The sequence below is a fragment of the Bacillus sp. FJAT-49711 genome, from assembly GCF_018343715.1.
In the GTDB taxonomy this organism is placed as follows: Bacteria; Bacillota; Bacilli; order Bacillales; family Bacillaceae_C; genus Lederbergia.
In genome coordinates, this window is sequence record NZ_JAGYPL010000008.1 from 1,480 (window position 1) to 26,083 (window position 24,604).

The following is a 24,604-nucleotide window of genomic DNA, read 5'->3' on the forward strand; positions in this document are numbered from 1 at the left end:
AAGTGACAGCATAACCGTCTTTCAACCTTTCCCCATGCAGGGAAAGAAGTTATCCGGTATTAGCTCCGGTTTCCCGAAGTTATCCCAGTCTTACAGGCAGGTTGCCCACGTGTTACTCACCCGTCCGCCGCTAATCTTTAGGAGCAAGCTCCTAAAGATCCGCTCGACTTGCATGTATTAGGCACGCCGCCAGCGTTCGTCCTGAGCCAGGATCAAACTCTCATATAAGTAGTTGATTTAGCTCATTAGCTGGTCTTGCAAAAAAATAATTTTTGACGTTTTGTTTCGTTCAGTTTTCAAAGATCAAAATCTTACGCGCCGTCTGACAGCGACTTTTCTATTTTAACAAAAACCAATAGTCATGTCAACAACTTTTTTTGTGTATTTAATTGCTTTCTATCGAGGCACGAATAATAATATAACACCATTTTAATGTTGAAGCAACTATTTTTTATTAGAAATCTAAAAGTATTTTTTTAAGAGGAAAATCCCCGTTAAAATACGGGGATCTAATCCAGCCTTTAATCACGTTTTCTCATCAACGGGAACAACAATACATCGCGAATAGATGGAGAATTTGTTAATAGCATCACTAAACGGTCGATACCGATTCCTAATCCACCTGTAGGCGGCATTCCGTATTCTAAAGCTTCAATAAAATCTTCATCCATTTCATGTGCTTCATCATTACCTTGTTCACGTTCACGTAATTGGTTTTCAAAACGCTCCCGCTGGTCAATTGGATCATTTAATTCCGTAAATGCATTCGCATGCTCTCTACCGACGATAAACAATTCAAATCGATCTGTGAATCTAGGATCCTCTTCATTCTTCTTGGCAAGTGGAGATATTTCAACTGGATGCCCGTAGATAAAGGTTGGCTGTATGAGTTTCTCTTCAATTCTCTGCTCAAAAAACTCATTGACAATATGACCAAAAGTCATATGCTCTGTAATTTCAATTCCGTGATCCTTTGCGAGTTGTCTTGCTTCGTCATCGCTCATCTCTTTCCAGAAATCGACACCTGTATATTCTTTTACGGCATCAACCATGTGCAGGCGTTGCCACTTCGGCTCCAAATTTACTTCGTAGTCACCATATTGGACGGTAGTAGAACCTAACACTTCCTCCGCTACGTGTGCAATAAGGTTTTCCGTTAATTCCATAATATCATTGTAATCCGCGTACGCTTCATAAAGCTCTAGCATTGTAAACTCAGGGTTATGTCTTGTAGACACACCTTCATTCCGGAACACTCGTCCAATTTCATATACTTTTTCCATGCCTCCGACAATAAGACGCTTTAAGTGAAGTTCGATAGCAATTCGCATGAAAAATGGCATGTCTAAAGCATTATGATGGGTTTCGAAAGGACGGGCTGCCGCTCCTCCTGCAATGGCATGCAGCATCGGAGTTTCAACTTCTAAAAATCCTGCTTTATCAAGATAGCGCCTCATAGATTGGATAATCAAACTACGAGAAATAAAAGTCTCTTTACTAGCTTGGTTCGTAATTAAATCTAAGTAGCGTTGGCGATATCGCTGTTCAACATCTTTCAAGCCATGAAACTTCTCAGGCAACGGGCGTAATGATTTTGCTAGTAAAGTAAATTCCTTTGCCTTGATGGATAGCTCACCCACTTTAGTTTTAAAAACAGTCCCAGTAACTCCAACTAGGTCCCCAAGATCGACTGTGTTAAACAAACTATATTGCTCTTCACCTACACCATCTTGTCTTACATATATTTGAATTTGCCCTGGAAGGTCCTGAATATGGGCAAAGCCTGCTTTACCTTTTCCACGCTTCGTCATGATCCTACCGGCAATTGTGACAGAAACAGCTTTTTCGTCTAATTCTTCTTTCGTTAACTGATCATACAATTCTTTTATTTCTTTCGTATCATGAGTGCGTTCAAATCTTTTTCCGAAAGGATCGACTCCACTCTCACGCAATGAAGTCATTTTGTCACGTCTTACCCGCACCTGATCATTTAATTCTTCTTGACTCATATATACCACTCCCATCTCAATTTGTACGTAATCCATTAAAAATAAAACAACTGCCAGCGGTTACTGGCAGTGTAATCAGCAATGTTAGACTGCTTGCTTTTCTTTCACTTCTGCACCATCAGTAATGTAATTCAATAAAGCAACAAGTTCGGATCTCGTCTGGCATTCATTAATGGCATTTCTTATCTTACCATTTCCATGAATACCTTTTAAGTACCAAGCGGCATGTTTGCGCATTTCTCTAACCGCAACATATTCTCCCTTTAATGCGATCAATCGCTCTAAATGAAGCTTACACACATCCATCTTTTCCTTAACGGTAGGTTCACCCGTTAATTCTCCTGTTTCCAAAAACTTAACGGTTTGATATATCATCCATGGATTCCCAAGTGCAGCTCGTCCAATCATGACTCCGTCTACACCCGTTTCATCCAGCATTCCCTTAGCATCCTCTGGAGTTTTTACATCTCCATTTCCAATTAGCGGGATATTGATCGATTGTTTAACTTTTCGTATGATATCCCAATTTGCCTCACCTTCATACATTTGTACTCGCGTTCTGCCATGCATGGACACTGCAGCACCACCCGCTCGCTCCACAGCTTGTGCATTTTCAACTGCAAAAATATGCTCGGCATCCCAGCCAATACGCATTTTCACTGTGACTGGCTTTTCGACCGCCTCTACAACAGCTGACACCATATCGTAAATTTTATTAGGCTCAAGCAGCCATCTTGCACCTGCTTCACACTTAATAATCTTATTAACTGGACAACCCATATTAATATCGATTATATCTGCATTCGTGTTTTGATCTACAAATCTGGCTGCTTCCACAAGTGTTTCTTTTACTCCTCCAAAAATTTGCAAGGATAGTGGCTTCTCCCGTTCATCGATATAAAGCATATTCATTGTTTTTTCATTTTTTTGGACAATGCCCTTATCACTGATCATTTCAGCGCATACTAGTCCGGCGCCAAATTCTTTTACTGTTAAGCGGAACGCAGAGTTGCATACTCCTGCCATCGGTGCAAGGACTACCTGGTTTTTCATTTTTATATTTCCGATTTTCAACACACTACTAACCTCCTTTTCCAAATTTTCATTATCTAGACAGATTCTTCACCAGGAGGGGTCAATTCTGCTTTTGTGATACCGAGCACGCTTGATATATTCAATAAAACATCTTCCGAAGGCAGACGGGTGCCTCTCTCTATTTCACCGAGAACCGAAACGGATATCCCTATATCTTTCGCAAGTCCTTCTTGCGTATAGCCTTTTAATTTTCGAAAAGCGCGGATGCGTCTTCCCCATTTATCTGTTTCCATAACCGAACTCCTTCTTTATCAGGTATTTCGTCCAGAACTTCGACTAAAGGGGTCTTTATATTCGGAAGCGTAATGCTCCGATCAATTTCTAAAAGTGGAATAAGCACAAATGCACGCTCTGTCATCCGAGGATGAGGCACTTGTAAAGTCTCCATCTCAATATTTTCTTTATTATACAATAAAATGTCAAGGTCTATCACCCTCGGACCCCATCTAAATTCCCTAATTCTCCCTAATTCTTGTTCAATTTTCAAGCAAAGCTCTAAAAGCTGCGAAGCTGAATAGGAAGTGGCAATTTTTACTGCTATATTTAAAAATTGATCCTGATCCGTATAACCGACAGGGTCTGTCTCATAAATAGAGGAACACGCCTCGATTATCACATTTTTGTCCTCTGATAGTTTTTGTACGGCAAGCTTTAAAAATTCTTCCCGTTCTCCTATATTTGAACCTAATGATAAATAGGCGATGTTTTTCATGATCTTTCCCTCGTAATTTCTACTGCAACCGAGTGGTAATGCCCTGGAATAGGGGGATCTGGTTTGATCACTTTTACTGTGACCGACTCAATTTTAATGAACTCTTCAAGTATCGAGGATGCAATTTTTTCTGCGACAGCCTCAATTAATTTAAATGGCTGGCCTTCCACTATTTTCTTACATAGAACATAAATATCTGCATAGCTTACGGTCAGTTCTAAGTCGTCATTCAAACCCGCTTCTTTAAAATCCGTTTCCGCCATCACATTAACACGAAAACGTTGTCCCAGCTTTGTTTCTTCAGGGAGAACCCCATGATAACCGTAAAATTCCATTTCATTCAGATAGATTTTATCCATCAACATTCCCCTTCCCTAATAAAACATCCATCATTGCAGCCATCCTGCTTATTTCTTTTACATCATGTACTCGCATAATGTGGCATCCTTGTTGAATGCCAAAACATACTGTAGCTCCCGTTCCTTCCATCCGCTCTTCCACTGGCAAGTCTAAAGCAGTTCCAATCATGCGTTTTCTTGAAGTCGCTAGAAGAACTGGGTACCCAAGTCCTACCAGCTTATCAAGATTAGCCATCATCTCTATATTTTCTTTATAGTCTTTTGCAAAGCCAATTCCAGGATCTAGAATAATCTGATCGTCGGCCACCCCGGCTTTTTTAGCAATCGAAATGCTTTCGTACATATCATTCAACACATCACGAATGAAAGATTGATAATCCCGATTCTCGCGATTATGCATCAAAATAATCGGCACCTCTAGATCAGCTGCTACCCTGGCAATCTCAGGGTCTTTTTTTGCCCCCCAAATATCATTAATGATGGAGGCGCCTGCTTCAACTGCCCGCTTTGCTGTTTCCGCTTTATATGTATCAATCGATATTGGGACGGATGCCTTAGCGGCAACCGCTTCAATAGACGGTACAACTCTCGCAATTTCCTCTTCTGCTGATACAGGATCATGACCTGGTCTTGTCGATTCGCCCCCGATATCAATAATATCCGCACCGTCTCCTATCATCTGAATAGCATGTTGAACAGCTTTCTCTACATCGTTATAGCGGCCGCCATCTGAAAAAGAATCTGGCGTAGCATTTAAAATTCCCATGATCAATGTTTTATTAAAATGTAACTCATAACGTCCGCATTTCATTTTGTTCACACCTTTATATTTCTTATTTACTTAGGATACCCTTTTTATTAAAAATAGAAAAGCAAGCCCGTATTCGGACTTGCTTTTCTGTTTATATGATATTAGCTTTCGTATTGAAAGAGTGCAGTACTTAAATAACGCTCTCCATTATCAGGAAGAACCGCTAATACGATTTTTCCTTTTCCTAGTTCTTTCGCGACCTTTACTGCTGCTGCAATCGCTGCTCCCGCAGAAATCCCACCAAGTACGCCTTCTTCCTTAGCAGCGCGTCTTGAAGCTGCAAAAGCTTCATCGTTAGAGATTTTTACGACTCCATCATAAACTTCTGTATTTAATACAGTTGGAACAAAACCTGCTCCAATTCCTTGAATTTTATGTGGCCCGGGTTTTCCGCCTGAAAGAACTGGGGAATCCTCAGGTTCAACTGCATAAATTTTAATATCAGGATATGTTTCTCTTAGCACTTCGCCGGCGCCTGTGATCGTTCCACCTGTTCCAATTCCTGAAATAAATGCATCTAACTGATCACCCATTTGTTCAACAATTTCTTTCCCTGTTGTTAAGCGATGAATTTCAGGATTTGCAAAGTTTTCAAATTGTTGAGGCATAAAATAGCCGTTTTCTTCGGCCAACTCATTCGCTTTTTGAATGGCGCCTTTCATACCTTCAGCCCCTGGAGTCAATACAAGTTCTGCTCCATAAGCCCTAAGCAAATTCCGACGCTCTAAACTCATCGTATCAGGCATGACAAGAATTGCGCGATATCCCTTTGCTGCAGAGATCATTGCAAGACCGATACCGGTATTCCCACTAGTAGGTTCAACAATCGTATCGCCTTCTTTTAATCTTCCTTCTCTTTCCGCCGCCTCTATCATGGATAAAGCGATTCGGTCTTTTACACTGCTTCCAGGGTTCATATATTCGAGTTTTACATACACATCAGCGCTGTTTTCATCCACGATGCGGTTTAATTTAACTACTGGGGTATTACCCACTAAATCTGCGATTGAATTAGCTCTTTTTGCCATGTCCTCCACCCCTAAATCCGAGTATTTTAATTGGTTTATTTACAAATTACCAGTAAATAGGTTAACTGTCAATTATAAATACCTATTATTCGTATAATTCTAAGAAAATATTCCTAGTAGCAAGAAAAGCACTAAAAAAAGACGGTTCTATGACCGTCTAATAATAAACCTTCTCGTTGGATTGATCTTATTTTCTTGACGCCTCTTTCAATTCTTCCAATTCCTCTTTCGAATAGTGATAAGTGGAATTACAAAAGTGGCATTGAGCATTAGCCTCTCCGTCTTCCTCAATCATATCTTGAATTTCTTTTTCACCTAGGCTGATAATGGCATTGGCAAAGCGTTCTTTTGAACATGTGCAAAGAAATTGAACAGGCATTTTTTCTAGCATCTTTACATTTTCAGTTCCGAGAACTTGGGTAAGAATTTCTTCAGGTGTGTGTCCTTCCCGAATCATTGTTGAAATAGGAGAAATAGACCCCAACCTATTTTCAATATCCCCAATTACTTCATCACTTGCTCCAGGCATGATTTGAATGATAAAACCGCCGGCCGCTAAAATTGTATTATCAGGATTAACGAGGACTCCTACTCCAACAGAAGAAGGAGTTTGCTCAGATTTAGCGAAATAGTAGGTAAAATCTTCCCCTAACTCCCCAGAGACAAGTGGCACCTGTCCTGTAAAGTGGTCTCGCAGTCCTACATCCTTTACAACAGATAGTGTACCTGTATTCCCAACCGCTCTTCTTACATCCAACTTCCCGTGTTCATTTAGATCAAAATGGGTTTGTGGATTCGTTACATATCCGCGAACATTTCCTTTTGCATCAGCATCAACGAGGATAATTCCAAGTGGACCGTCACCTTCCACTTTAATCGTTATTTTTTCTTCACCTTTTTGCATTGCACCCATCATCACACCTGCTGTCATCGCTCTCCCAAGAGCAGCTGAAGCAGTTGGCCATGTATAATGGCGGCGCTGCGCTTCACCGACAGTTTCAGTTGTTTGTGCCGCGTATGCACGTACTTGGCCATTGTAGGCCAGCGCTTTTACTAAGTAGTCCGTCATTTGTTAGCCGCCTTTCATTCGCTGACATTTCTCTTATAGATGAGTTGCAGTCCTTTAAGGGTCAAATCTTGATCTACAATATCAATCATCTTCGTTTCGGACGCAATCAAATTGGCTAATCCACCAGTTGCTATTACAGTAGGCTTATGCTTACTTTTTTCTATAATACGTTTTACTATGCCCTCTACTTGTCCAACAAAACCAAATAAAATACCTGCCTGCATCGCTGCTACCGTATTTTTTCCGATGATTTCATCAACATGCGTAATTTCAATTCGCGGAAGTTTTGCCGCTTTGGAATATAACGCTTCAGTAGAAATGCCAATACCTGGTGCGATCACGCCGCCCATATATTCGCTTCTTTCATTAATATAGCAAAACGTTGTAGCCGTTCCAAAATCGACGATAACCAATGGGCTTCCATACTCATGGATTCCCGCAACCGCGTTTACAATTCGGTCCGCCCCAACTTCCCTAGGGTTTTCATATTTTATATTTAATCCAGTTTTGATTCCAGGCCCAACAATCAATGGCTTCTCTTCAAAGTACTTTACGCACATTCGCTCTAAAGTAAACATGATAGGCGGTACTACTGAAGAAATGATAATTCCATTAATATCCTCGAAACGCAAACCTACATGTTGAAACAAGGCATTAATCGCCATGCCGAACTCATCTTCCGTTTTATGCCTGCTCGTCTCAATCCGCCAATGATATTTTAAGTCATTCCCTTGATAAACACCAAGAACGATATTCGTATTCCCTACATCCAGAACAAAAATCAACATCTTCACCACTTTTTAAAGAGACTTTTTTTACTGCAAACATCATACCATAATTGCTCAATTGAGTGGCAATAAAAAAGCGCAATACCATGTTCATTAAATTAGAACTTAAAGCAGCACTAGAAATAAAGGAACACCATCACGAGCCAGGAAGCCTGAAAGGGAAGGAAGACATCCTGTTGCGGACTTAGACAGCTGACATCCTTGTCGCTCCAAATGCACTAGTAAGTCACCATGTACATCCCAAATCATTGCTGACCGGTATCCCACTGGCCTCCGAGAAGCAAATATTCTAAGATAAAAGGTTCATGCTTTCATCTTTTATTTGCCACAGGTTTTCGGCCTGTAGGTGCTTGTCTCTGAAAATAGATCTTTAGGACGAATCCAACTCCCTTATCTAAAGGAGAATGGCAAGAAGATTGCCAGTACTAAGCCTTCAAGCTTGGCAATAGAAAAAAGACACCGAATTTGCATTCGATGTCTTCTTTTTTATTCTTTATTTTCCTCATCATTTGAATCAGTTGGATCATCAGCTTTTTTGGATGGACCCATTTTTTCAGGTTTGCCTACTAAAGGATCGATTTGCTCTTCCTTAATAGACTTATCTTCATCACTCATTGGCTGAATCGTTACTTTTGGATCCAATGGATCTAAAGTTGTCTTAGCTACTGGCCTATCTGGAAGGTGGCCTTTTTCATAAAGATTTTTGATTTGATCGGCATCCAAAGTTTCTACTTCGAGTAATGTTTGAGCGATTAATTCAAGCTTATCGCGATTTTCTCTTAGAATCTTTTCAGCTCGCTCGTAACATTCTTTAATGATGCGTTGAATTTCCATATCAATTTCATAAGCAATTGCATCTGAATAATTTTGTTCATTGTGCAAATCACGGCCTAAGAAGACTTGACCGCCTTGCGCTTGACCAAATTGAAGCGGACCTAGCTTTTCACTCATTCCAAATTCAGTGACCATGCGGCGAGCGATACCTGTAGCACGCTGGAAGTCATTATGTGCTCCCGTTGATGCTTCATTAAAGGTAATCTCTTCAGCGACGCGGCCTCCAAGCAACCCAGTAATTTTATCAAGCAATTCTGGCTTCGTTTGGAAATAACGGTCTTCTTTAGGAAGCATGACAGCATATCCGCCAGCCTGACCACGCGGAACAATCGTCACTTTATGAACGATATCCGCTTCATCTAGCACTAAACCAATAACCGTATGTCCACCTTCATGGTAGGCCACGATATTTCGTTCTTTTTCTGATATGACACGACTTTTCTTAGCGGGTCCAGCAATAACACGGTCTGTTGCTTCATCCACATCAAGCATGTCAATTTTCTTCTTATTATGTCTGGCTGCGACTAATGCCGCTTCATTAAGCAAGTTTTCCAAGTCTGCACCAGAAAAACCTGGTGTTCTCATTGCGATTGATTTCAAATCAACAGACTCATCAAGCGGTTTATTTCTTGCATGAACATGCAATACCGCTTCACGCCCCTTCACATCCGGACGATCAACCGTGATTTGACGGTCAAAACGACCTGGACGAAGTAAGGCAGGGTCTAAAATATCAGGACGGTTTGTAGCTGCTACAATGATGATCCCTTCATTTTCCCCAAATCCATCCATTTCAACGAGCAATTGGTTCAATGTCTGCTCACGTTCATCGTGGCCGCCACCAAGCCCAGCACCACGCTGGCGACCGACGGCATCAATTTCATCTATAAAAATGATACACGGAGCATTTTTCTTAGCATTTTCAAATAAATCACGGACACGGGAAGCCCCGACACCGACAAACATTTCAACAAAGTCAGAACCACTGATTGAGAAGAACGGTACTCCTGCTTCGCCTGCAACAGCGCGAGCTAAAAGCGTTTTACCCGTACCAGGAGGTCCAACAAGCAAAATTCCCTTTGGTATTCTTGCACCTAACTCTGAGAATTTCCTTGGATCTTTTAAAAACTCAACAACTTCAATGAGCTCCTGCTTTTCCTCATCAGCACCTGCAACATCTTTAAAACGAACCTTCTTCTTCTCTTCGGAATAAAGCCTTGCTTTACTTTTTCCGAAGTTCATTACTCTGCTTCCTCCACCTTGCGCTTGATTCAACAGGAAGAAGAATAGAATAAAGATAATGATGAAAGGTATGATCGTTGTAAAAAACGATACCCAGCCACTTGTTTCTTTTGCGGGCTTAACTTCCAAGTCAGAGCCAGCTGCATCAATGCGATCGAGCATTGCTGGACTGTTCATCACGTATGTTATGAACAACTGACCTTCTTCAGCATCCTTCAACTGACCTTTTATTTCATAAACGCCCCGTTCAGGTTGCATTGAATACTTTTCAATTTCTTTATTTTCCAAATGTGAGACAAATTCATTATAAGACATTGGTTTTATTGTTTCGTTGCTATTTTTAAACCAGCTTAATATTCCCACAAGTACGAGAAATATTAGAGCGTAAAATATTACATTTCTAAAAATCCGGTTCATCCCTTACCTCCTCCCACTTTAAGAAAGCAAATCAAAAGTTTTATTTTCTTTAAAATTTATATCCTAAATAACCATATACTTTCTTATTTTGGTAAAAAACTATATTCAATAGTATCATAGTCGTTTCTGCCTTTACAACCATTCAACCTCTTGTTCATATTTATTTCACTTTTATTCATTCTTGCCATAAATTTCAGGTTTTAATATCCCAATATAGGGAAGGTTACGATATTTCTCAGCATAGTCAAGTCCATAGCCGACCACAAATTCATCTGGAACAATAAAACCTACATAGTCGGCTTGAATATCTGCTTTTCTGCCTGTTGGTTTGTCCAATAATGTCACAATTTTAATCGACTTTGCTTTGCGATAGCGGAATAAATCAACAAGGTAGCTTAATGTTAAGCCACTATCGATTATATCCTCAATAATGAGAATGTCACGCCCTTCAACAGGGGTGTTTAAATCTTTAAGAATTTTCACTTCTCCGGAAGAAACAGTTGAGCCTCCATAGCTTGATACATCCATAAAATCTATTTCTAAATATGTATCCACTCTTCTTAAAAGATCCGTCATAAAGGGGGTCGCCCCTTTTAATACTCCAATTGCAAGTGGAAAACGTCCATCATATTCTTCTGTTAATTCATTTGCAAGGTCGAGTATTTTTGCGTTGATTTCTTCTTCTGTAATCAATACTTTCTCAATATCATGTTTCATTTGTTCAGTTTCCTCCCAGGAATGTTTAATTGCGATAATCTATAAGGAAATAAGGTCTTTGCTGCACAGGAGGTGTTTCATAAGAAGACTTTTTCAAGCCGGGGATCCAAAGGAGTTTACCGGTTCGATCAGTCACGATAGGCCATATCTTTCTTTCTTCTACAGGAATTTTCATATCGATAAAAATATCCTTAATTTTCTTTGTCCCATTCATTCCTTTTAGTTTTATTTTGTCACCTTGTTGTCTAGTTCGAATGATTAAAGGGAATTCAATATCTTGTGGCTGAAGGATCAGTATATCTGCACTTTCTTTTATTGGAAAGTCCGATGCCATTTTCACGTGGATCGTTTTACCATTAGGGAGAGTGACTTTGTCATCCGTATATACTTCATAATAAAAGCTTGGGTTAGACTCTCGTTCAACAAAAGTAAATAGGCATTGATCATATGATCGAATCACCTTTAAACCATTAGGGAAATCCAATCTTCCAGATGGATTTTCATCCTTGAGCAAATGTTGAAGGGCATCTAAATGGGCAGATGTTAAGTCACGTATGTATTGATTGTAAAGATAGTTTAATATTAGATGAATCACTCTTCTTTGTAAAGGCAAAGCTATTGTACAAAATGAAGGAATGTCTAATGTTAGTTCGTCTTCACCATTCCATTGACACATCTTTGTAAAAGCTTCCTTCGCCAACTCCTGAAGAAATTTCTCATCCTCACTTATTTCCTCACTGAAACGTTGGAAATGCTCGATAATTCGTCGATTTTCTTTTTTTAAAAATGGCAATACATCGATTCTGAACCGATTTCTTGTGTAGTTTTTTGACTCATTACTTAAATCACGACGTGGTATTAAATGATGGGTCTCGCAGTATTCCTCAATTTCTATTTTAGAAACTCCCATTAATGGGCGAATCATTTCTTTGTCTTGTCCAAACAATCTTTTCACTTGAATTCCAGCTCTTGAAATTCCGGAGCTTCCTCTTACAAGCCTCATTAAGATTGTCTCTATTTGGTCATCACCATGTTGACCAACAGCTAGTTTATTTGCTTGCAGTTCTTCCATTACCTTTTCGAAAAATTGATAACGATATGCTCTCGCCGTTTCTTGCATACCTGTTTTATCTAGAGCCATCCTATCCTTAATATTAATAGAGGCACTTCTAAAGACAATATTTCGTTTTTCACAATACTGCTTAACGAAAATAAGGTCCTTTTTGGATTCTTCTCCTCTTAACATATGATCAACATGGGCAGCAGCAATCCTAATTTTATACTTTGCTGTTTGATGATAAAGAAAATCAATCAACGCTAAAGAATCAGGACCTCCTGAAACAGCTACTACAATATAATCCCCCTGATGAAGCAGAGAATGCCTTGAAATAAAACGATGTGTTTTTTTCTCAAAATCCAACAAAATAACCATTCCCTTACCTTAATACAAGATTAATGCCTAGCTCCAGTGCCTTTCAACTAGCAACTGTCTGATCATTTCCTGACAACAGGAAGCCAGATTTGCTCTAACAGTCTCCTCTAGTTTCCTTTACCGCAAGTCTCTGCGCTTTATTTATATATGTTACCATTTACTTTTATATAAGGAGTAGTCTGAAGCATTAAAAACAACTTATAATATATAGCCATATATGTATAAGGTATATAAAATCACCGTGACAAGAAGGATTGAAACTGTTTCTATAAAGGACCTCATTCTTTTTTTCTTAGGTTTTGGTGCATAGCGTGTTGTTCGTTGTCCTTTTGGCTGCTCGCCTGCCGAAAGAACCACGAGAAGTTCATTTTTCATGTCTTTAGCAGATTGATACTTCCCTGAAAGCGCATTTAGCAATACCGCTTCGAATTTCACTAAATCTCTATTCTCTTGTATTATGGAGGTTAATTGTTTTAAACTATTTTCCTTCTTAACGAAACGCTTTGGATAGTATAAGTTCAACATCAACATGGCGGTAGAAAAAAGGTCATAACTAGGTTCTGCCTTCCTTGAGCCAAGCCCCCAGTAGCCTCGATCAAAAAACTCAGTAAATTCTTTAATCGCTCGCCCCTTCATCGTCGTCCCGCCGACGTCAATACAGCGGATTTTCGGGGTTGGTCCTTCCACAATCAAGTTCTCAGGCTTTAAATCACCAAATATCCAGCCCTTTTGATGGAGACCTTCTAAGACATCAAGAAGTTGGACGATCATAACTCCTGCCCATGACAATCCTTTTTCCCTAATAAAAGGGAGCAGCTCCCGCCCTTGAATGTATTCCATCGCATAAAAGTGAATTCGGCTTAAACCGTTTTCCCAGTCATCAACATCATACAAAGAAGGCCCGAGAGCAGAGCCCTGGACCTTCTCAAGTGATTTTAGGACATTTACCTCCGTTGTGATTGACACACTATCCATACTTATTTTTATCGCTGTGTAGCCGATACTGCCTCTAGCGAGATAGACTACTCCGTTGGCACCTGAGCCGAGCCTTCTCACTATTTCATAGCGATGTCTATGCCACTTTCCATTGATTATAGTGCCAGCAGGATAATTACATTGATTCTTCCATGTATTGTTCATCATCACCTGATAGCAACCCTCTCAAAGAACGCTTTTTCTTGAAATACGTCATCGCCTCACGAATAGCAGGACCAGTCGGTGTAATCCCTCCAACAGCAAGCTTAGGAAAAATACTTGTCAAAAGCTCTAAATTAGGCGTCCAATCCAGCAGCTTTTCAACATCTTTTCTTTTCCCGGGAAATATTAACACTGCAAAGCGGTTATTGCCCATTCTTGCGTTCAAACTTAAAGAAAGGTCTAATAATGCTTCTTTTACAGTGGGAAGTTTAGATTTCATACTAGCACTCGTATCAATGAGCACAACAACCTCTACATCACTTGTTTCTCCAAGTTCATCGACAACCTCCATCACTTCCCCTCTCTGATCAGGCGGAAGCTCCTCCAAATCCATGTCCTTTCCTAGAATTTGACGCAGTTCCTTATTTACAACCCCTTGCAACGTCTGAGTCATAGCTTTTCTTGTCACCATTTGCACTGTTTGCGATAATTGCTCAGCAAAAACAACTTGACTAATACCGCCTCCGGATGCGGCAATGCCTTCGATTTCCTTTATACCCTTCTCTTCGATAGAATCGTTTTCCACTACACCAATCACATTCACAGTAATTCCGTGCTCTCTTGCAAGTGCGGCCATGGCGACTGGATTTTCACCTTGATTGGAACATCCATCTGTAATTAATAAAATTTGCTTCAAGCTGCCCTTTTTCATGTACTCCCCTCCAGGTATAACAGTTTCCAATAACTGTTTCATTGCTATCATCCTAGCCGGGAGCCACCTTTTTTATACTTAAAGAAACTATAAGTTTTATATTGTCTATCATTTGCAATTTACAGTCTTGTGATCGAGCTTCATCACCTTTCGACTAGCAATCTTTTTGTCCTTCTTCCACGTTCGCCTTGCGGTTCAAGCTGAAGATTCCTTGCGCAATTCATAGCTTTATCATATTTTTTCGTTTAACTCTGCCTTGTCCTCTGAAATTTGCACTTCTATGACGAAGGTGCTTGCGCTTTTCCAATCTTTATTATGATATTTTCATATGTCTGCTCCTTACCGGAATGGCGGCCCATTTTGGAGTATTATGTTTAATTGCTACAACCGCAATTGTCATATCGTCGGCAATTACTCCAGATCGTGTTCTTATCACTTCCTCCATAATTAAATCTGCGACAGCTTGTGGCTCATCTGTTTCTATTTCCCTCAATTTCCGTTTCATCCATAGCTCGTAATTTTCTACATTTTTTGGCCCCTCAAATATGCCATCGCTCATCATGATAAGCAAATCACCGGCACGTAATTGTTCTGTAACGACATCTACATCAAATTCTTGCAAGATTCCCATCGGTAAATTACCCGATTCAACTTTTAATATTTTATTTTCCCTTTTTATAAAACTTGGAGTTGAACCGATCTTAAGAAATTTCGCTTGTGCATTGTGCAAATCGATCATCGCAAGATCTAATGTGGAAAAAATCTCATCCGTTGTTCGTAGTGATAATACTGAATTGACAGATTTAATCGCCACCTTTTCTTCAATGCCGGACTTGAGAATCTTTTGCAGGAGTTTCAATGTTTCACTGCTTTCATGATGAGCCCTTTCTCCATTTCCCATCCCATCACTAATCGCAACAGCAAATTTTCCTGGCCCCAATTCTATTGTGGAATAACTGTCTCCAGATAAGAAGCCTCCTCCCTTTGCCGCATGTGCGACACCTGTTTCTACGATATAAGCCTTAGCCGACCTGAGTGTGGCATAAGATAAATCTGACCGATAATCATCATATTCTTCTCCCTTTACGACAATGGTTTCGTTTAAAATGTCGGATAGTATTGGGGCAATAATCTTCTCAAACTCTCCTAAACTGCTGGAATGAGGAAGGGTGATGTCAATATCTACATTCCCAGGTTCAAGATTATAAATTTCTATTTGCTCAATCTCGATTCCGAAATCTTGCAATGCATCAAGCATCATCTCCTCCTGACGATGGTGATTTTCCTGTTCTCGTTGTATTTCCTTCGCAAAATCACCCATTACTTCAGATACTCCAAGTAATTGTTCAGCAACAAGTTTCCTGCTTTCCTGCAATTGTACTTTCAATTGCTGATTGGCATTCAAAATTGTAAGTTCCTTATGCACAGCGTCGCGCACTTTTTTTGTTTTATTACAATGCTTGTCCAACTGTCGGTAAACCGTTGGTGATAGAGTTCCAGAATTTTCATCCATATCATGCATAACTGTCCTCATTAATTCATATGTTTTATCAAAGTTGGCACTCCAGCACTGATTGCGCTTAAAGCAATTTTGGCATGTTTTCTCTGTCACATGGCTAAGAAAAAGATCAAATTCTTGTTCTTCATTTTTATCATCTTCCCATTTTTCCGGTTGAGAAAAACTGTTGGATAATGCTTGGAAGACAGACGAAAACTGTTCCACCCTACGTACAGTAATATCTCTAATTTTTCTAGCATATCGCTGCTGGTCTTTAGCGTGTTCAGGAGTACCTGGAATAAAACGAGCCAATTTTTCCGTCAATATTGAAGGAGTTAAGAAGAAAAGAATAATAGCCGCACATGATTCATAAACCGTTAAAACAAGTGGGGTATTCGATTCACCATACATCCCAATAAGTACGGTTGCCACCATTAGACCAATAGCGGAACCAATTCGTTTACCTTCTTTTAGAAGACCACCAAGCAAACCTGAAAAAGCAAGCAAGCTCATCTGATAGAGACTTGAGATACTAGCCAGGCTAAAAATTAGACCTGTCACGACTCCAACCGTCGAACCAACTGTCGCACCGGCTGTAAAAGCGAAAAGAAGGACAAGATAGCGTGAAAGAATATGCTCAATAGATAGCTCATAGACTGTCCAGCCAATGGTTCCCGTTAAAACGGACGCGAGCAGAATGATAAGGCTAATCACTTCCTCCGTCTTTAACGACTTTTTTCTTTTTTGGTAGGAAAGAAATGGAATACTTTGCATAAAAATAAAGACAAGGACAAATGCAAGACTTGCTTCAACTGCAGCCATTACACCATCATAACGGGACAATGTTTGACCATTTTGCACGTATTGAAATCCACACTTTGCAAAAAAAGAAAGACATAAAACGGCATAAGGCAAAATCTTATAAGCCTGTTTAAATAAATTTTCCAAAAGCTTGAATGAAAAAAGGAATAAAATGCATAAGGTAAAGGTATATGCCGCATTTCCCATGGAAAGCGTAAGAGATCCTGCCAAGAGACCGAGAAGGACTATTGGCGCCTTATCTCTTTTAGATAAGTAGACAACAGCGAAGAATGGTAAGGCAAATGGAGTTAAATGAGATAATATTAATGCTCGGCCAAGAAGTAGAGAGATAAGAAGGAGGGCAATCCCTTTTTGTAAAAACAAATAATCCAACTTTTGTTGAATTGCCTTTAGCTTCTTTGATATATCAAATTTATTTTCCTGCAGCTCCATATTCCGTATTGGTGCAATGATACTTAGATCTCCTCTTTCCACTTTATATACACTCCCCACTTTTTTTGATAGTTTTCATTATATAGGGGCTTGTTTTAATATTTTGTCAATTTGATGGAGATGACTAAAAAAAGAGTTCGACTAATTTGGGCAAAATAAAAAGCATAAGACTAATTCTCATGGGAAGAATGTCTTACGCTTTTTGTGTGCTTTCGCTTTTCGGATTGTCTAGCTACAGCGCCTAGCCCCTCGAGGTCAAATAACCTGGGACATAAAAGGCAAAAAGCGCCTTTTTTGCCCCAGAACATTTGCTTGTCGGGGCTGAGCAAGGCGCTTTCGCTTTTCGGATTGTCTAGCTGCAGCGCCTAGCCCCTCGAGGTCAAATAACCTGGGACATAAAAGGCAAAAAGCGCCTTTTTTGCCCCAGAACATTTGCTTGTCGGGGCTGAGCAAGGCGCTTTCGCTTTTCGAGTTGTCTAGCTGCAGCGCCTAGCCCCTCGAGGTCAAATAACCTGGGGCATAAAAGGCAAAAAAGCGCCTTTTTTGCCCCAGAACATTTGCTTGTCGGGGCTGAGCAAGGCGCTTTCGCTTTTCGAGTTGTCTAGCTGCAGCGTCTAGCGACTAGCAAATTTCTTGTCCTTTTCCCTACGATAAGTCAACATCGGCTCGTTCCTCGTCGTGTTTCCTTTATCTCAGTCAAAGGCCCTGAAATTTGTACGCCGCTGGGCAGGCGCTTTCGCTTTTCTTTATAGCGGCGGAGGGGATCGAACCCACGACCTCACGGGTATGAACCGTACGCTCTAGCCAGCTGAGCTACGCCGCCATGAACCTTATAAAAGGCACAATGTCTATAATACAGACGTCTTAAATACTTGTCAATCATATTTTTACAAGAAGTGCGGTTTTCACTAATTGTTAACATAGTATCTGTTTTCCTGCAAAACATACGAAAAAACTGCCAAAGGCCTATTTCTAGCCTGAGGCAGTTCCGTTTATTTTATAAACAGACAGCAAGTTAACCCCTTCTCGCTCCTCGTCCGCCACGTTTCGATTCCGTATTGCGTTTCAATGAAGATAATCTGTCTTCACTGTCTTTCAAAAAGCGGTTCATTTTTTGTTCAAAGCTTTCTTTCGTGCGGAAATCATTGACCCTATTTGGTCGTGGACGTGGATTTGAATGAGATTGAGCAGGTGGCTGATCTTTCGCTTTGCGGATTGACAAGCCGATTTTTCCGTCTTTCTCAACATTTAACACTTTTACTAGGACTTCATCGCCAACTTTTAAATGTTCATTAATGTCCTTCACATAATTGTCGGCTACTTCACTAATGTGAACAAGACCTGTTGTGCCTTCGGGCAATTCAACGAACGCCCCAAAATGAGTGATGCCTGTTACCTTACCTTGTAACTTGCTGCCTACTTCGATCGACATAAAAAAATTTATCCTCCTTAAAGTATAAAAAATAAGCCTTATTCTACATTATATAAAACTTATAAAAAAAGTGTCAATAAGACACCTTCTCTTCTTTCTTTTTCTTTTTCGGTTCTGGGTCCGGTATATTAAAAATGATTTCACCTTTCTCGGAAAGAAAGTACTCACTTCTAGCCAGCTTTGCTATATAATCATCATCATTCAATTTGACAATTTCATTTTCAAGCGATGATTGTTTTCTTTCCAATTCGGCCAGCGCTTTTTCCAGTTTTGCTTCTTCCTTTTTCTTAGCTTCCAACACATCTGATCTAAAAATAAAAGTGGAGATGATCAAGTAGGATAATGCCACGGTAAGAATGAGGAAAATAGACAATCTTCGAATAAGAAGTTTTTTTCTTTTCGCTGATCTTCTCATGATGACTTCTTGCTGCTTCATATAGTTTGTTTCTAGTGAAGTGATCGGATTGATTTTTCTTTCACCCATCCTGTGGCCTCCTTTTATTTTTTGATGTCTAGCTCCAACGCCTATCGAAGTGCAAGGCATTCCGCTTTTCTATTATGTTCGAAATAAGTTTTTCACAAACTGAAACGCTTTAATAAATACATTCTTGATGAATTTAAAATATCCTGCCAAAACGATATAAGATTTTTGAGAGGTCTCTTTCACTTGTTTTGGAACAAAGCGAAGAAGTCCTTTTCCTATTAATTTAAACGGGTATAGGACTACCTTTAAAACCCATACTAACACTTTTCCCACAAATTTTACAAGTGTCAAAAGGATTCTCCCCATAAACAGCAGAACCCCTACTAAAAGTAAAACGAGCCATTTGATCGGAATATAGACAAGTGTAATCAATAACTTGCGTATAAAAAGAATGGCTCTTTTCGTGAATTGAATGACTAATTCGAGGACTTTTAAATAAAATTTTTTTAATAATGCTTGATACGCTGAAAAACCGCAAAGAAGCGCTAAAATAAGGTAAAAGCGAAGCTCACCATAATTGACGAGATACAATATATAGAAAGCAATCAGCCCATGGATGATCCAAAACAAAATATCATTTATAAAAACAAGTAGCCTTTTTCGACTATTACGATTTAAAAACCGCTGATACGTATCGAGGGATGCGCCAAAAAAGCTTCCCATCGCGATCATGGAAAGCATTGTATAAAACTGAGTAGATAAACTCATCGAAACAACTTCCCGAAGAATCCTTTTGCTTTTTCCGCATGGTGATCATCCAGGTAAACAAGGTCAAAGATTTTCCCTTTTATCGAGACGATCCCTTTATCAACATCTAGATTTTTCATTTGTAAATTTTGACCGCGGATTGCCAAAAAGCCCATTGAAGTTTCCAATAAAAATTCTTCATTATCAAAGCTTTCTACTTGCTTTACACCTGTTATATCAAGGATTTTTCTTCCTCTCATCACAACATCGTGTTCAGGCATTGTCCCTTTTGAAGGCATAGTTTCGTAATATTGGTTCATTTTCATCCCTCATTTTCGTACTAATTTTGTTTAATACATATGAGAGAGAATGAAAATATAGAACAAGCTATAAGAAAAGCGAAAGCGCCTTGTCCAGTGGCGTACGAACTTCAGGGCCCAAGATTTGCGATAAAGGAAACACGACGAGGAACGAGTTAGTGAAATTGGCACTTCAAATTTCACCTGATATTGACTTATCGTAGGGAAAAGGGCAAGAAGTTCGCTAGACGCTTCAGCTAGACCATACTAAAGTTCTTCCCTTGCAGCCTTTTCTTCTTTTAATACGGTATACATACTAGCAGCTTCTTCTTTTCGGGAAGATTCCTGAAGCATGTCAATTTTGACGGTTACGGTTTTTTGCCCGAACCGAATCTCAAGCTCATCCCCAACTTTTACGTTGGAGCTAGCCTTCGCCATTTGTCCATTGATAGCAATTCTACCTTTATCCGCTACTTCTTTTGCGAGAGTACGCCTTTTAATTAATCGTGAAACTTTTAAAAATTTATCCAAACGCATTGTTGCCATTTAGTTCACCCCTCTATAAACCTGCTTTTTTAGCATCATTCCAAAATTGATCTAGCTCTTCCAGACTAAATTCCTCAAATGTTCTCCCACTCTCATGAACTTTTAATTCTATGAAAGAAAATCGGCGTAAAAACTTTTCATTCGAGGTTTGCAAAGCCTCTTCCGGATGAATTTTGAGGAGCCTTGCTACATTCACTAATGCAAATAGTAAATCACCGAATTCTAAAAGCTGATCATGCTTCTTCCCATTCGTCAATTCATCCTCAAATTCCTGCATTTCCTCTTTAACTTTTTCCCAAGCCTCTTCAGGAGCTCCCCAATCGAAACCGACTTTCCCAGCTTTTTTTTGGTACTCATACGACAGAAGCAAGGCTGGCAATCCCTTACTCGTTCCCTCTAGCAGTGATTTTCTAATGCCTGTATTACTTTTTTCTTCAGCTTTAATTTTCTCCCAATTCTCTACAACTTGCTCGGAATCTTCCGCTTGAACATCACTAAACACATGTGGATGGCGACGAACCATTTTTTCATTAAGCCCTAAGACGACATCTTCAATCGAAAACATCCCTTCATCCTCACCAATTTGCGCATGAAGCATGATTTGCAACAAAACATCGCCAAGTTCTTCAATCATATTATCTATATCGTCGCGATCAATCGCATCGAGTAGTTCGTAGGCCTCTTCTATTAAATACTTTTTTAATGATTCGTGTGTCTGTTCTTTATCCCACGGACAACCATTAGGCCCTCTTAAATCTGCGATAATTTTCCTCAATGTCGAAAATTCCTTATACGCAAGTTCCCGTGAAGAAATGGGCGGCACGTAAAGACTCGTTAAATTATCAAGCTTCATTTGCCGATCTAATTCATACAATGGAATTCTAGTGATTCGCTCCAACGTACTGCCCGCGGCAGTGACCATCACCACCTCATAATCATCTGGATATTTTTCCATTAGCGTCAATTTTACATCTGATGCAACAAAGGCATCGTAAACTTGAGCAATAATGACATGTTGGTCAATCCGGATTTGTTCTTTGTGCAGCATTGTCCCGTCAAGCAATTGAAAGCCTTCCACTGGATCCACGTTCACAGCAGTAAATAAACTATCTAAAAAACTTTGGCCACCGGCTACTTTTATATTGATTCCACGCAGAGGACCTTGTTCTAAGAGCAATTGAACCGTCCTCTCCGCTACCATTGGGTGTCCGGGAACAGCATATATAACCTTCTCAGTTTCTGCCGTTTTTAAAAGAGTTTCGGTAATTTCCTCATAAACCGCATCGAACTGATCATGTTTTTCATACACTTCATCGAACGACTTAAAATCAATGTCCTCGCGAATCAATTCATCCACTACAGGGTGCTCTTTCGTTCTTAAAATTAGGCGATCACCATGCTTCATTAATTTATATACCCCTAGTGGCAGCTGATCTAAATCTCCTGATCCAAGTCCGATTATGATGATTTCTTTTTTCATAATTACTTCCTTTCCCGCTCTCTACTAACGAGCCGCTCTCCAAAAGGAATTAGCGTCATTTCCTCAGATGTTAATATATGACTTTTCACTATCATAATCAAAAATACAGCCGCTCCTATCATCACACTACTTAATGCTATAAAAGTATAAATCAAGCGGCCATCACCGATTAAAGACGTTGCATACAGCCATAATTGCAAAGCGACTGTCATGGCAAGGCCAGCAACAACAAGCCTGTTCGCCATTTTTTTCAAAATTGCTAGAACAGCCACTTTTTTATTTAACTTTTTGATCATCAGGATTGATACGACCGCTAGCCCTATGACCGTAGCAATAGCAGAACCCATCGTACTTAATAGCGGTATGAATATAATGTTTAAAACAACTTTCGTTATTAGACCCACGATTATATACTTGCCAGGAGCAAAGACATGACCCAAGCCTTGTAAAATTCCAGAGCATATCAAAATGATAGAGCTGAAAAATATGGAAATAGCTAAAACGGAAAGAACGAAGGATCCTTCCCCATTAGCGAACAGCATCGTATTAGTCGGCTTCATAATATTTGCAAGTCCTATAGCGGCACCAAAACCAATAACAGTCGTAATTTTAATAGCGCTGATCGCTTTCTGCTGTATAAAGTCTTCTTCATCTCTTAACCAAGCCGATGCTATAAGTGGAACTAACGCTAAAGAAAATGATGAAGCCGCAACTGTCCCGAGCTGCAGTAAAGGCTGGCCGCGATCAAATACCCCTTTCAATACTTTTGCATCATCCACACTGACACCTGATTGAACAAGCAAAGAATATAGACTGAATGAATCAATCATTTGAAAAAGAATAAGGAGCATTCCGCTTAAACAAATAGCTGTACCATGAACAAGCACGATTTGAGCTGTTTTATAAAATTTACGAAAAGACAACCCTTTTATAAAAAGAAGTCGGAGTGCATTATATTTCCAAACAAAAAAAGTAAGAATTAAAAGACCAAACGCCGTACCAAGTATAGAGCCTGTTACAGCACCGCTCCCAACCTCATATAAGGAACAACCTTTTGAAACAAACAGGAAAGCGATGAGAAGGATAGCGGTAACCCTTGCTAACTGTTCAGTCACTTGGCTAATAGCCGTCGGCGTCATTTTTCCGACGCTTTGAAAATAACCCCTCCATATGGATAGGAACGGTAAAAATATAAACATATACGCGGAGATTTTTACTAAAGGGGCTAACGCGGCATCTCCCATCCAAACCGATATAAAGGGTGCTCCGAAAAAAAAGATAGAGAACAATAAAGCTCCCACAATCAGAAGAGTAAGGAAAGCAGCCTGCAAGCCATGTGCAAGATGATTTCGTTTCCCTAGGTCACTTTCCGCCGCCAATTTCGAAATAATAACTGGAAAACCGGAACTAGCCAAAACAGCCGCTATTCCATAAATTGGATAAACCTGTTGATATATGTAAAAGCCAACGTCCCCTACGATATTTTGAAAGGGCACCCGATATACCGCACTCAATATTTTTACTATCAAAGCGGCCATCGTTAAAATGAGTGCTCCATGCATAAACTGATTCGATTGTTCTTTAGGCAAACCCGCTCTCGCCTTTCCGTGGTAAAATCTTCATGAAAATTATTATAACATAAACACAAAAGCACAAGGCGCGTATTCACAGACGTACAAGCTATGGGGTATGAATGTTCGAGGTTGTAAAGCATTCATGTCCCGCCTCCAGAGGCTGGCGATTGCAGCAAGGCAAGATGGAGGCGTAAAAGAGAAGGACAGTAAGTTTGCTGCCTGCACACTAGAAGAAAACTTTTTCCTAGAGAAATTGTTCCATGAAACTGCACTTTTTAACTTCCTTAAAAATACAAAAACCCGGAGCGATATGATTCTCCAGGTTTTCCGTATTACTATTATGATTCCATTTGCCTTGCTAAAAAACTTGCCGCGGTTTCCGCAGATTTTTTTTCTATTTCACCGATGGTTTGATCTTTTGAGAATATAACAACGGCACCGATAGGATCCCCGCTTGCGATGATTGGGGATATCGTATACGAGGACAGTTCTTCCTCATGTCCTTCTATAAGCGCAATTTTGCTAGGGTTTTTTTCAAGATGGGAGGAGCGCTCAGACATTGCTTTTTCTATAACTTCACCATTGCTTTTATTCAGATATTCTTTCTTTGAGCTGCCGCTGACTGCGATAACAGCGTCTCTATCACAAATTAAAATTGAACTGCCTAAGCTTTCATATAAGGCTTCTCCATATTCTTTTGCAAAATCCCCTAATTCATTGATTGGAGAATATTTTTTTAATATTACTTCACCCTCACGATCAACAAAAATCTCCAATGGGTCGCCTTCACGAATTCTAAGAGTCCTCCGAATTTCTTTCGGGATTACGACCCTGCCTAAATCATCAATTCGACGAACAATACCAGTTGCCTTCATCCTAAGTTGCCTCTCTTTCATCAGATGATTTTACAAAAGCTTTCCGAATAATGAAGCTCTTTGATTTAAAGAAAAGCTTCCGTTTTTACAATTCATTACCATCGGTTGTTGAA

The 24,604-nt window shown here is 39.8% G+C and carries 23 protein-coding genes, 1 tRNA gene and 1 rRNA gene (1 of these 25 cut by a window edge); all 25 read right to left on the reverse strand.

All coding sequences use genetic code 11. The features are described 5' to 3' along the window. Nucleotides 1-228: ribosomal RNA gene (locus tag KHA96_RS22490) — 16S ribosomal RNA — on the reverse strand; it reaches 1,468 nt to the left of the window's first position. A gap of 293 nt (nucleotides 229-521) precedes the next feature. Beyond that, the gene (gene lysS / locus KHA96_RS22495; RefSeq protein WP_213131654.1) at nucleotides 522-2,009 is read right to left on the reverse strand and encodes a lysine--tRNA ligase; all 1,488 of its coding nucleotides are present in this window, start codon (nucleotides 2,007-2,009) and stop codon (nucleotides 522-524) included. Nucleotides 2,010-2,093: 84 nt separating this feature from the next. After that, complete coding sequence (gene dusB / locus KHA96_RS22500) at nucleotides 2,094-3,086, reverse strand: tRNA dihydrouridine synthase DusB (RefSeq protein ID WP_213131586.1); 993 nt, start codon at nucleotides 3,084-3,086, stop codon at nucleotides 2,094-2,096. 32 nt (nucleotides 3,087-3,118) lie between these two features. Continuing rightward, complete coding sequence (locus KHA96_RS22505; RefSeq protein ID WP_213131587.1) at nucleotides 3,119-3,337, reverse strand: helix-turn-helix domain-containing protein; 219 nt, start codon at nucleotides 3,335-3,337, stop codon at nucleotides 3,119-3,121. After that, nucleotides 3,289-3,816 (reverse strand): 2-amino-4-hydroxy-6-hydroxymethyldihydropteridine diphosphokinase, encoded by a 528-nt coding sequence (gene folK, locus KHA96_RS22510; RefSeq protein ID WP_213131588.1) that lies wholly within the window; start codon nucleotides 3,814-3,816, stop codon nucleotides 3,289-3,291. The genes KHA96_RS22505 and folK overlap by 49 nt, the downstream gene beginning before the upstream one ends. Then, the gene (gene folB, locus KHA96_RS22515; RefSeq protein ID WP_213131589.1) at nucleotides 3,813-4,175 is read right to left on the reverse strand and encodes a dihydroneopterin aldolase; all 363 of its coding nucleotides are present in this window, start codon (nucleotides 4,173-4,175) and stop codon (nucleotides 3,813-3,815) included. The genes folK and folB overlap by 4 nt, the downstream gene beginning before the upstream one ends. Next, nucleotides 4,168-4,986 (reverse strand): dihydropteroate synthase, encoded by an 819-nt coding sequence (gene folP, locus KHA96_RS22520; protein WP_213131590.1) that lies wholly within the window; start codon nucleotides 4,984-4,986, stop codon nucleotides 4,168-4,170. The genes folB and folP overlap by 8 nt, the downstream gene beginning before the upstream one ends. Nucleotides 4,987-5,087: 101 nt before the next feature. Continuing rightward, nucleotides 5,088-6,014: a cysteine synthase A gene (gene cysK / locus KHA96_RS22525; protein WP_213131591.1), complete on the reverse strand. Its 927-nt coding sequence runs from the start codon at nucleotides 6,012-6,014 to the stop codon at nucleotides 5,088-5,090. Nucleotides 6,015-6,201: 187 nt separating this feature from the next. Next, entirely contained in the window at nucleotides 6,202-7,083 is an 882-nt protein-coding gene (gene hslO / locus KHA96_RS22530) for an Hsp33 family molecular chaperone HslO (RefSeq protein WP_213131592.1), read from the reverse strand. Nucleotides 7,084-7,097: 14 nt separating this feature from the next. Beyond that, nucleotides 7,098-7,868 (reverse strand): type III pantothenate kinase, encoded by a 771-nt coding sequence (locus KHA96_RS22535; RefSeq protein WP_481748263.1) that lies wholly within the window; start codon nucleotides 7,866-7,868, stop codon nucleotides 7,098-7,100. Nucleotides 7,869-8,357: 489 nt separating this feature from the next. Further along, the gene (gene ftsH / locus KHA96_RS22540) at nucleotides 8,358-10,364 is read right to left on the reverse strand and encodes an ATP-dependent zinc metalloprotease FtsH (RefSeq protein ID WP_213131594.1); all 2,007 of its coding nucleotides are present in this window, start codon (nucleotides 10,362-10,364) and stop codon (nucleotides 8,358-8,360) included. 171 nt (nucleotides 10,365-10,535) lie between these two features. After that, the gene (hpt, locus tag KHA96_RS22545) at nucleotides 10,536-11,081 is read right to left on the reverse strand and encodes a hypoxanthine phosphoribosyltransferase (RefSeq protein ID WP_213131595.1); all 546 of its coding nucleotides are present in this window, start codon (nucleotides 11,079-11,081) and stop codon (nucleotides 10,536-10,538) included. A gap of 25 nt (nucleotides 11,082-11,106) precedes the next feature. Next, complete coding sequence (gene tilS, locus KHA96_RS22550) at nucleotides 11,107-12,501, reverse strand: tRNA lysidine(34) synthetase TilS (RefSeq protein ID WP_213131596.1); 1,395 nt, start codon at nucleotides 12,499-12,501, stop codon at nucleotides 11,107-11,109. A 210-nt stretch (nucleotides 12,502-12,711) separates the two neighbouring features. Next, complete coding sequence (locus KHA96_RS22555; protein ID WP_213131597.1) at nucleotides 12,712-13,656, reverse strand: protein kinase domain-containing protein; 945 nt, start codon at nucleotides 13,654-13,656, stop codon at nucleotides 12,712-12,714. Next, nucleotides 13,625-14,404: a VWA domain-containing protein gene (locus tag KHA96_RS22560; protein WP_213131598.1), complete on the reverse strand. Its 780-nt coding sequence runs from the start codon at nucleotides 14,402-14,404 to the stop codon at nucleotides 13,625-13,627. Before KHA96_RS22560 ends, KHA96_RS22555 begins: the two co-directional genes overlap by 32 nt. 271 nt (nucleotides 14,405-14,675) lie before the next feature. Then, on the reverse strand, nucleotides 14,676-17,156 hold the full coding sequence (spoIIE, locus tag KHA96_RS22565; RefSeq protein WP_349305834.1) for a stage II sporulation protein E: 2,481 nt from the start codon (nucleotides 17,154-17,156) through the stop codon (nucleotides 14,676-14,678). Nucleotides 17,157-17,863: 707 nt separating this feature from the next. Beyond that, a tRNA-Met gene (locus KHA96_RS22570) sits at nucleotides 17,864-17,937 on the reverse strand. A 192-nt stretch (nucleotides 17,938-18,129) separates the two neighbouring features. After that, nucleotides 18,130-18,546: a S1 domain-containing RNA-binding protein gene (locus KHA96_RS22575; RefSeq protein WP_213131599.1), complete on the reverse strand. Its 417-nt coding sequence runs from the start codon at nucleotides 18,544-18,546 to the stop codon at nucleotides 18,130-18,132. Nucleotides 18,547-18,619: 73 nt separating this feature from the next. After that, on the reverse strand, nucleotides 18,620-19,030 hold the full coding sequence (locus KHA96_RS22580) for an FtsB family cell division protein (RefSeq protein WP_213131600.1): 411 nt from the start codon (nucleotides 19,028-19,030) through the stop codon (nucleotides 18,620-18,622). Between the two features lie 72 nt (nucleotides 19,031-19,102). Beyond that, complete coding sequence (yabQ, locus tag KHA96_RS22585) at nucleotides 19,103-19,738, reverse strand: spore cortex biosynthesis protein YabQ (RefSeq protein WP_213131601.1); 636 nt, start codon at nucleotides 19,736-19,738, stop codon at nucleotides 19,103-19,105. Continuing rightward, nucleotides 19,735-20,037, reverse strand: a complete 303-nt coding sequence (yabP, locus tag KHA96_RS22590) for a sporulation protein YabP (protein WP_213131602.1) — start codon at nucleotides 20,035-20,037, stop codon at nucleotides 19,735-19,737. The genes yabQ and yabP overlap by 4 nt, the downstream gene beginning before the upstream one ends. 246 nt (nucleotides 20,038-20,283) lie before the next feature. Continuing rightward, nucleotides 20,284-20,553, reverse strand: coding sequence for an RNA-binding S4 domain-containing protein (locus KHA96_RS22595; RefSeq protein ID WP_213131656.1), 270 nt, complete (start codon nucleotides 20,551-20,553; stop codon nucleotides 20,284-20,286). Nucleotides 20,554-20,575: 22 nt separating this feature from the next. Beyond that, complete coding sequence (yabN, locus tag KHA96_RS22600; protein WP_213131603.1) at nucleotides 20,576-22,042, reverse strand: bifunctional methyltransferase/pyrophosphohydrolase YabN; 1,467 nt, start codon at nucleotides 22,040-22,042, stop codon at nucleotides 20,576-20,578. Between the two features lie 2 nt (nucleotides 22,043-22,044). Then, nucleotides 22,045-23,631, reverse strand: coding sequence for a putative polysaccharide biosynthesis protein (locus tag KHA96_RS22605; RefSeq protein ID WP_213131604.1), 1,587 nt, complete (start codon nucleotides 23,629-23,631; stop codon nucleotides 22,045-22,047). Between the two features lie 323 nt (nucleotides 23,632-23,954). After that, the gene (gene spoVT / locus KHA96_RS22610) at nucleotides 23,955-24,491 is read right to left on the reverse strand and encodes a stage V sporulation protein T (RefSeq protein ID WP_213131605.1); all 537 of its coding nucleotides are present in this window, start codon (nucleotides 24,489-24,491) and stop codon (nucleotides 23,955-23,957) included. Nucleotides 24,492-24,604: the final 113 nt, after the last annotated feature.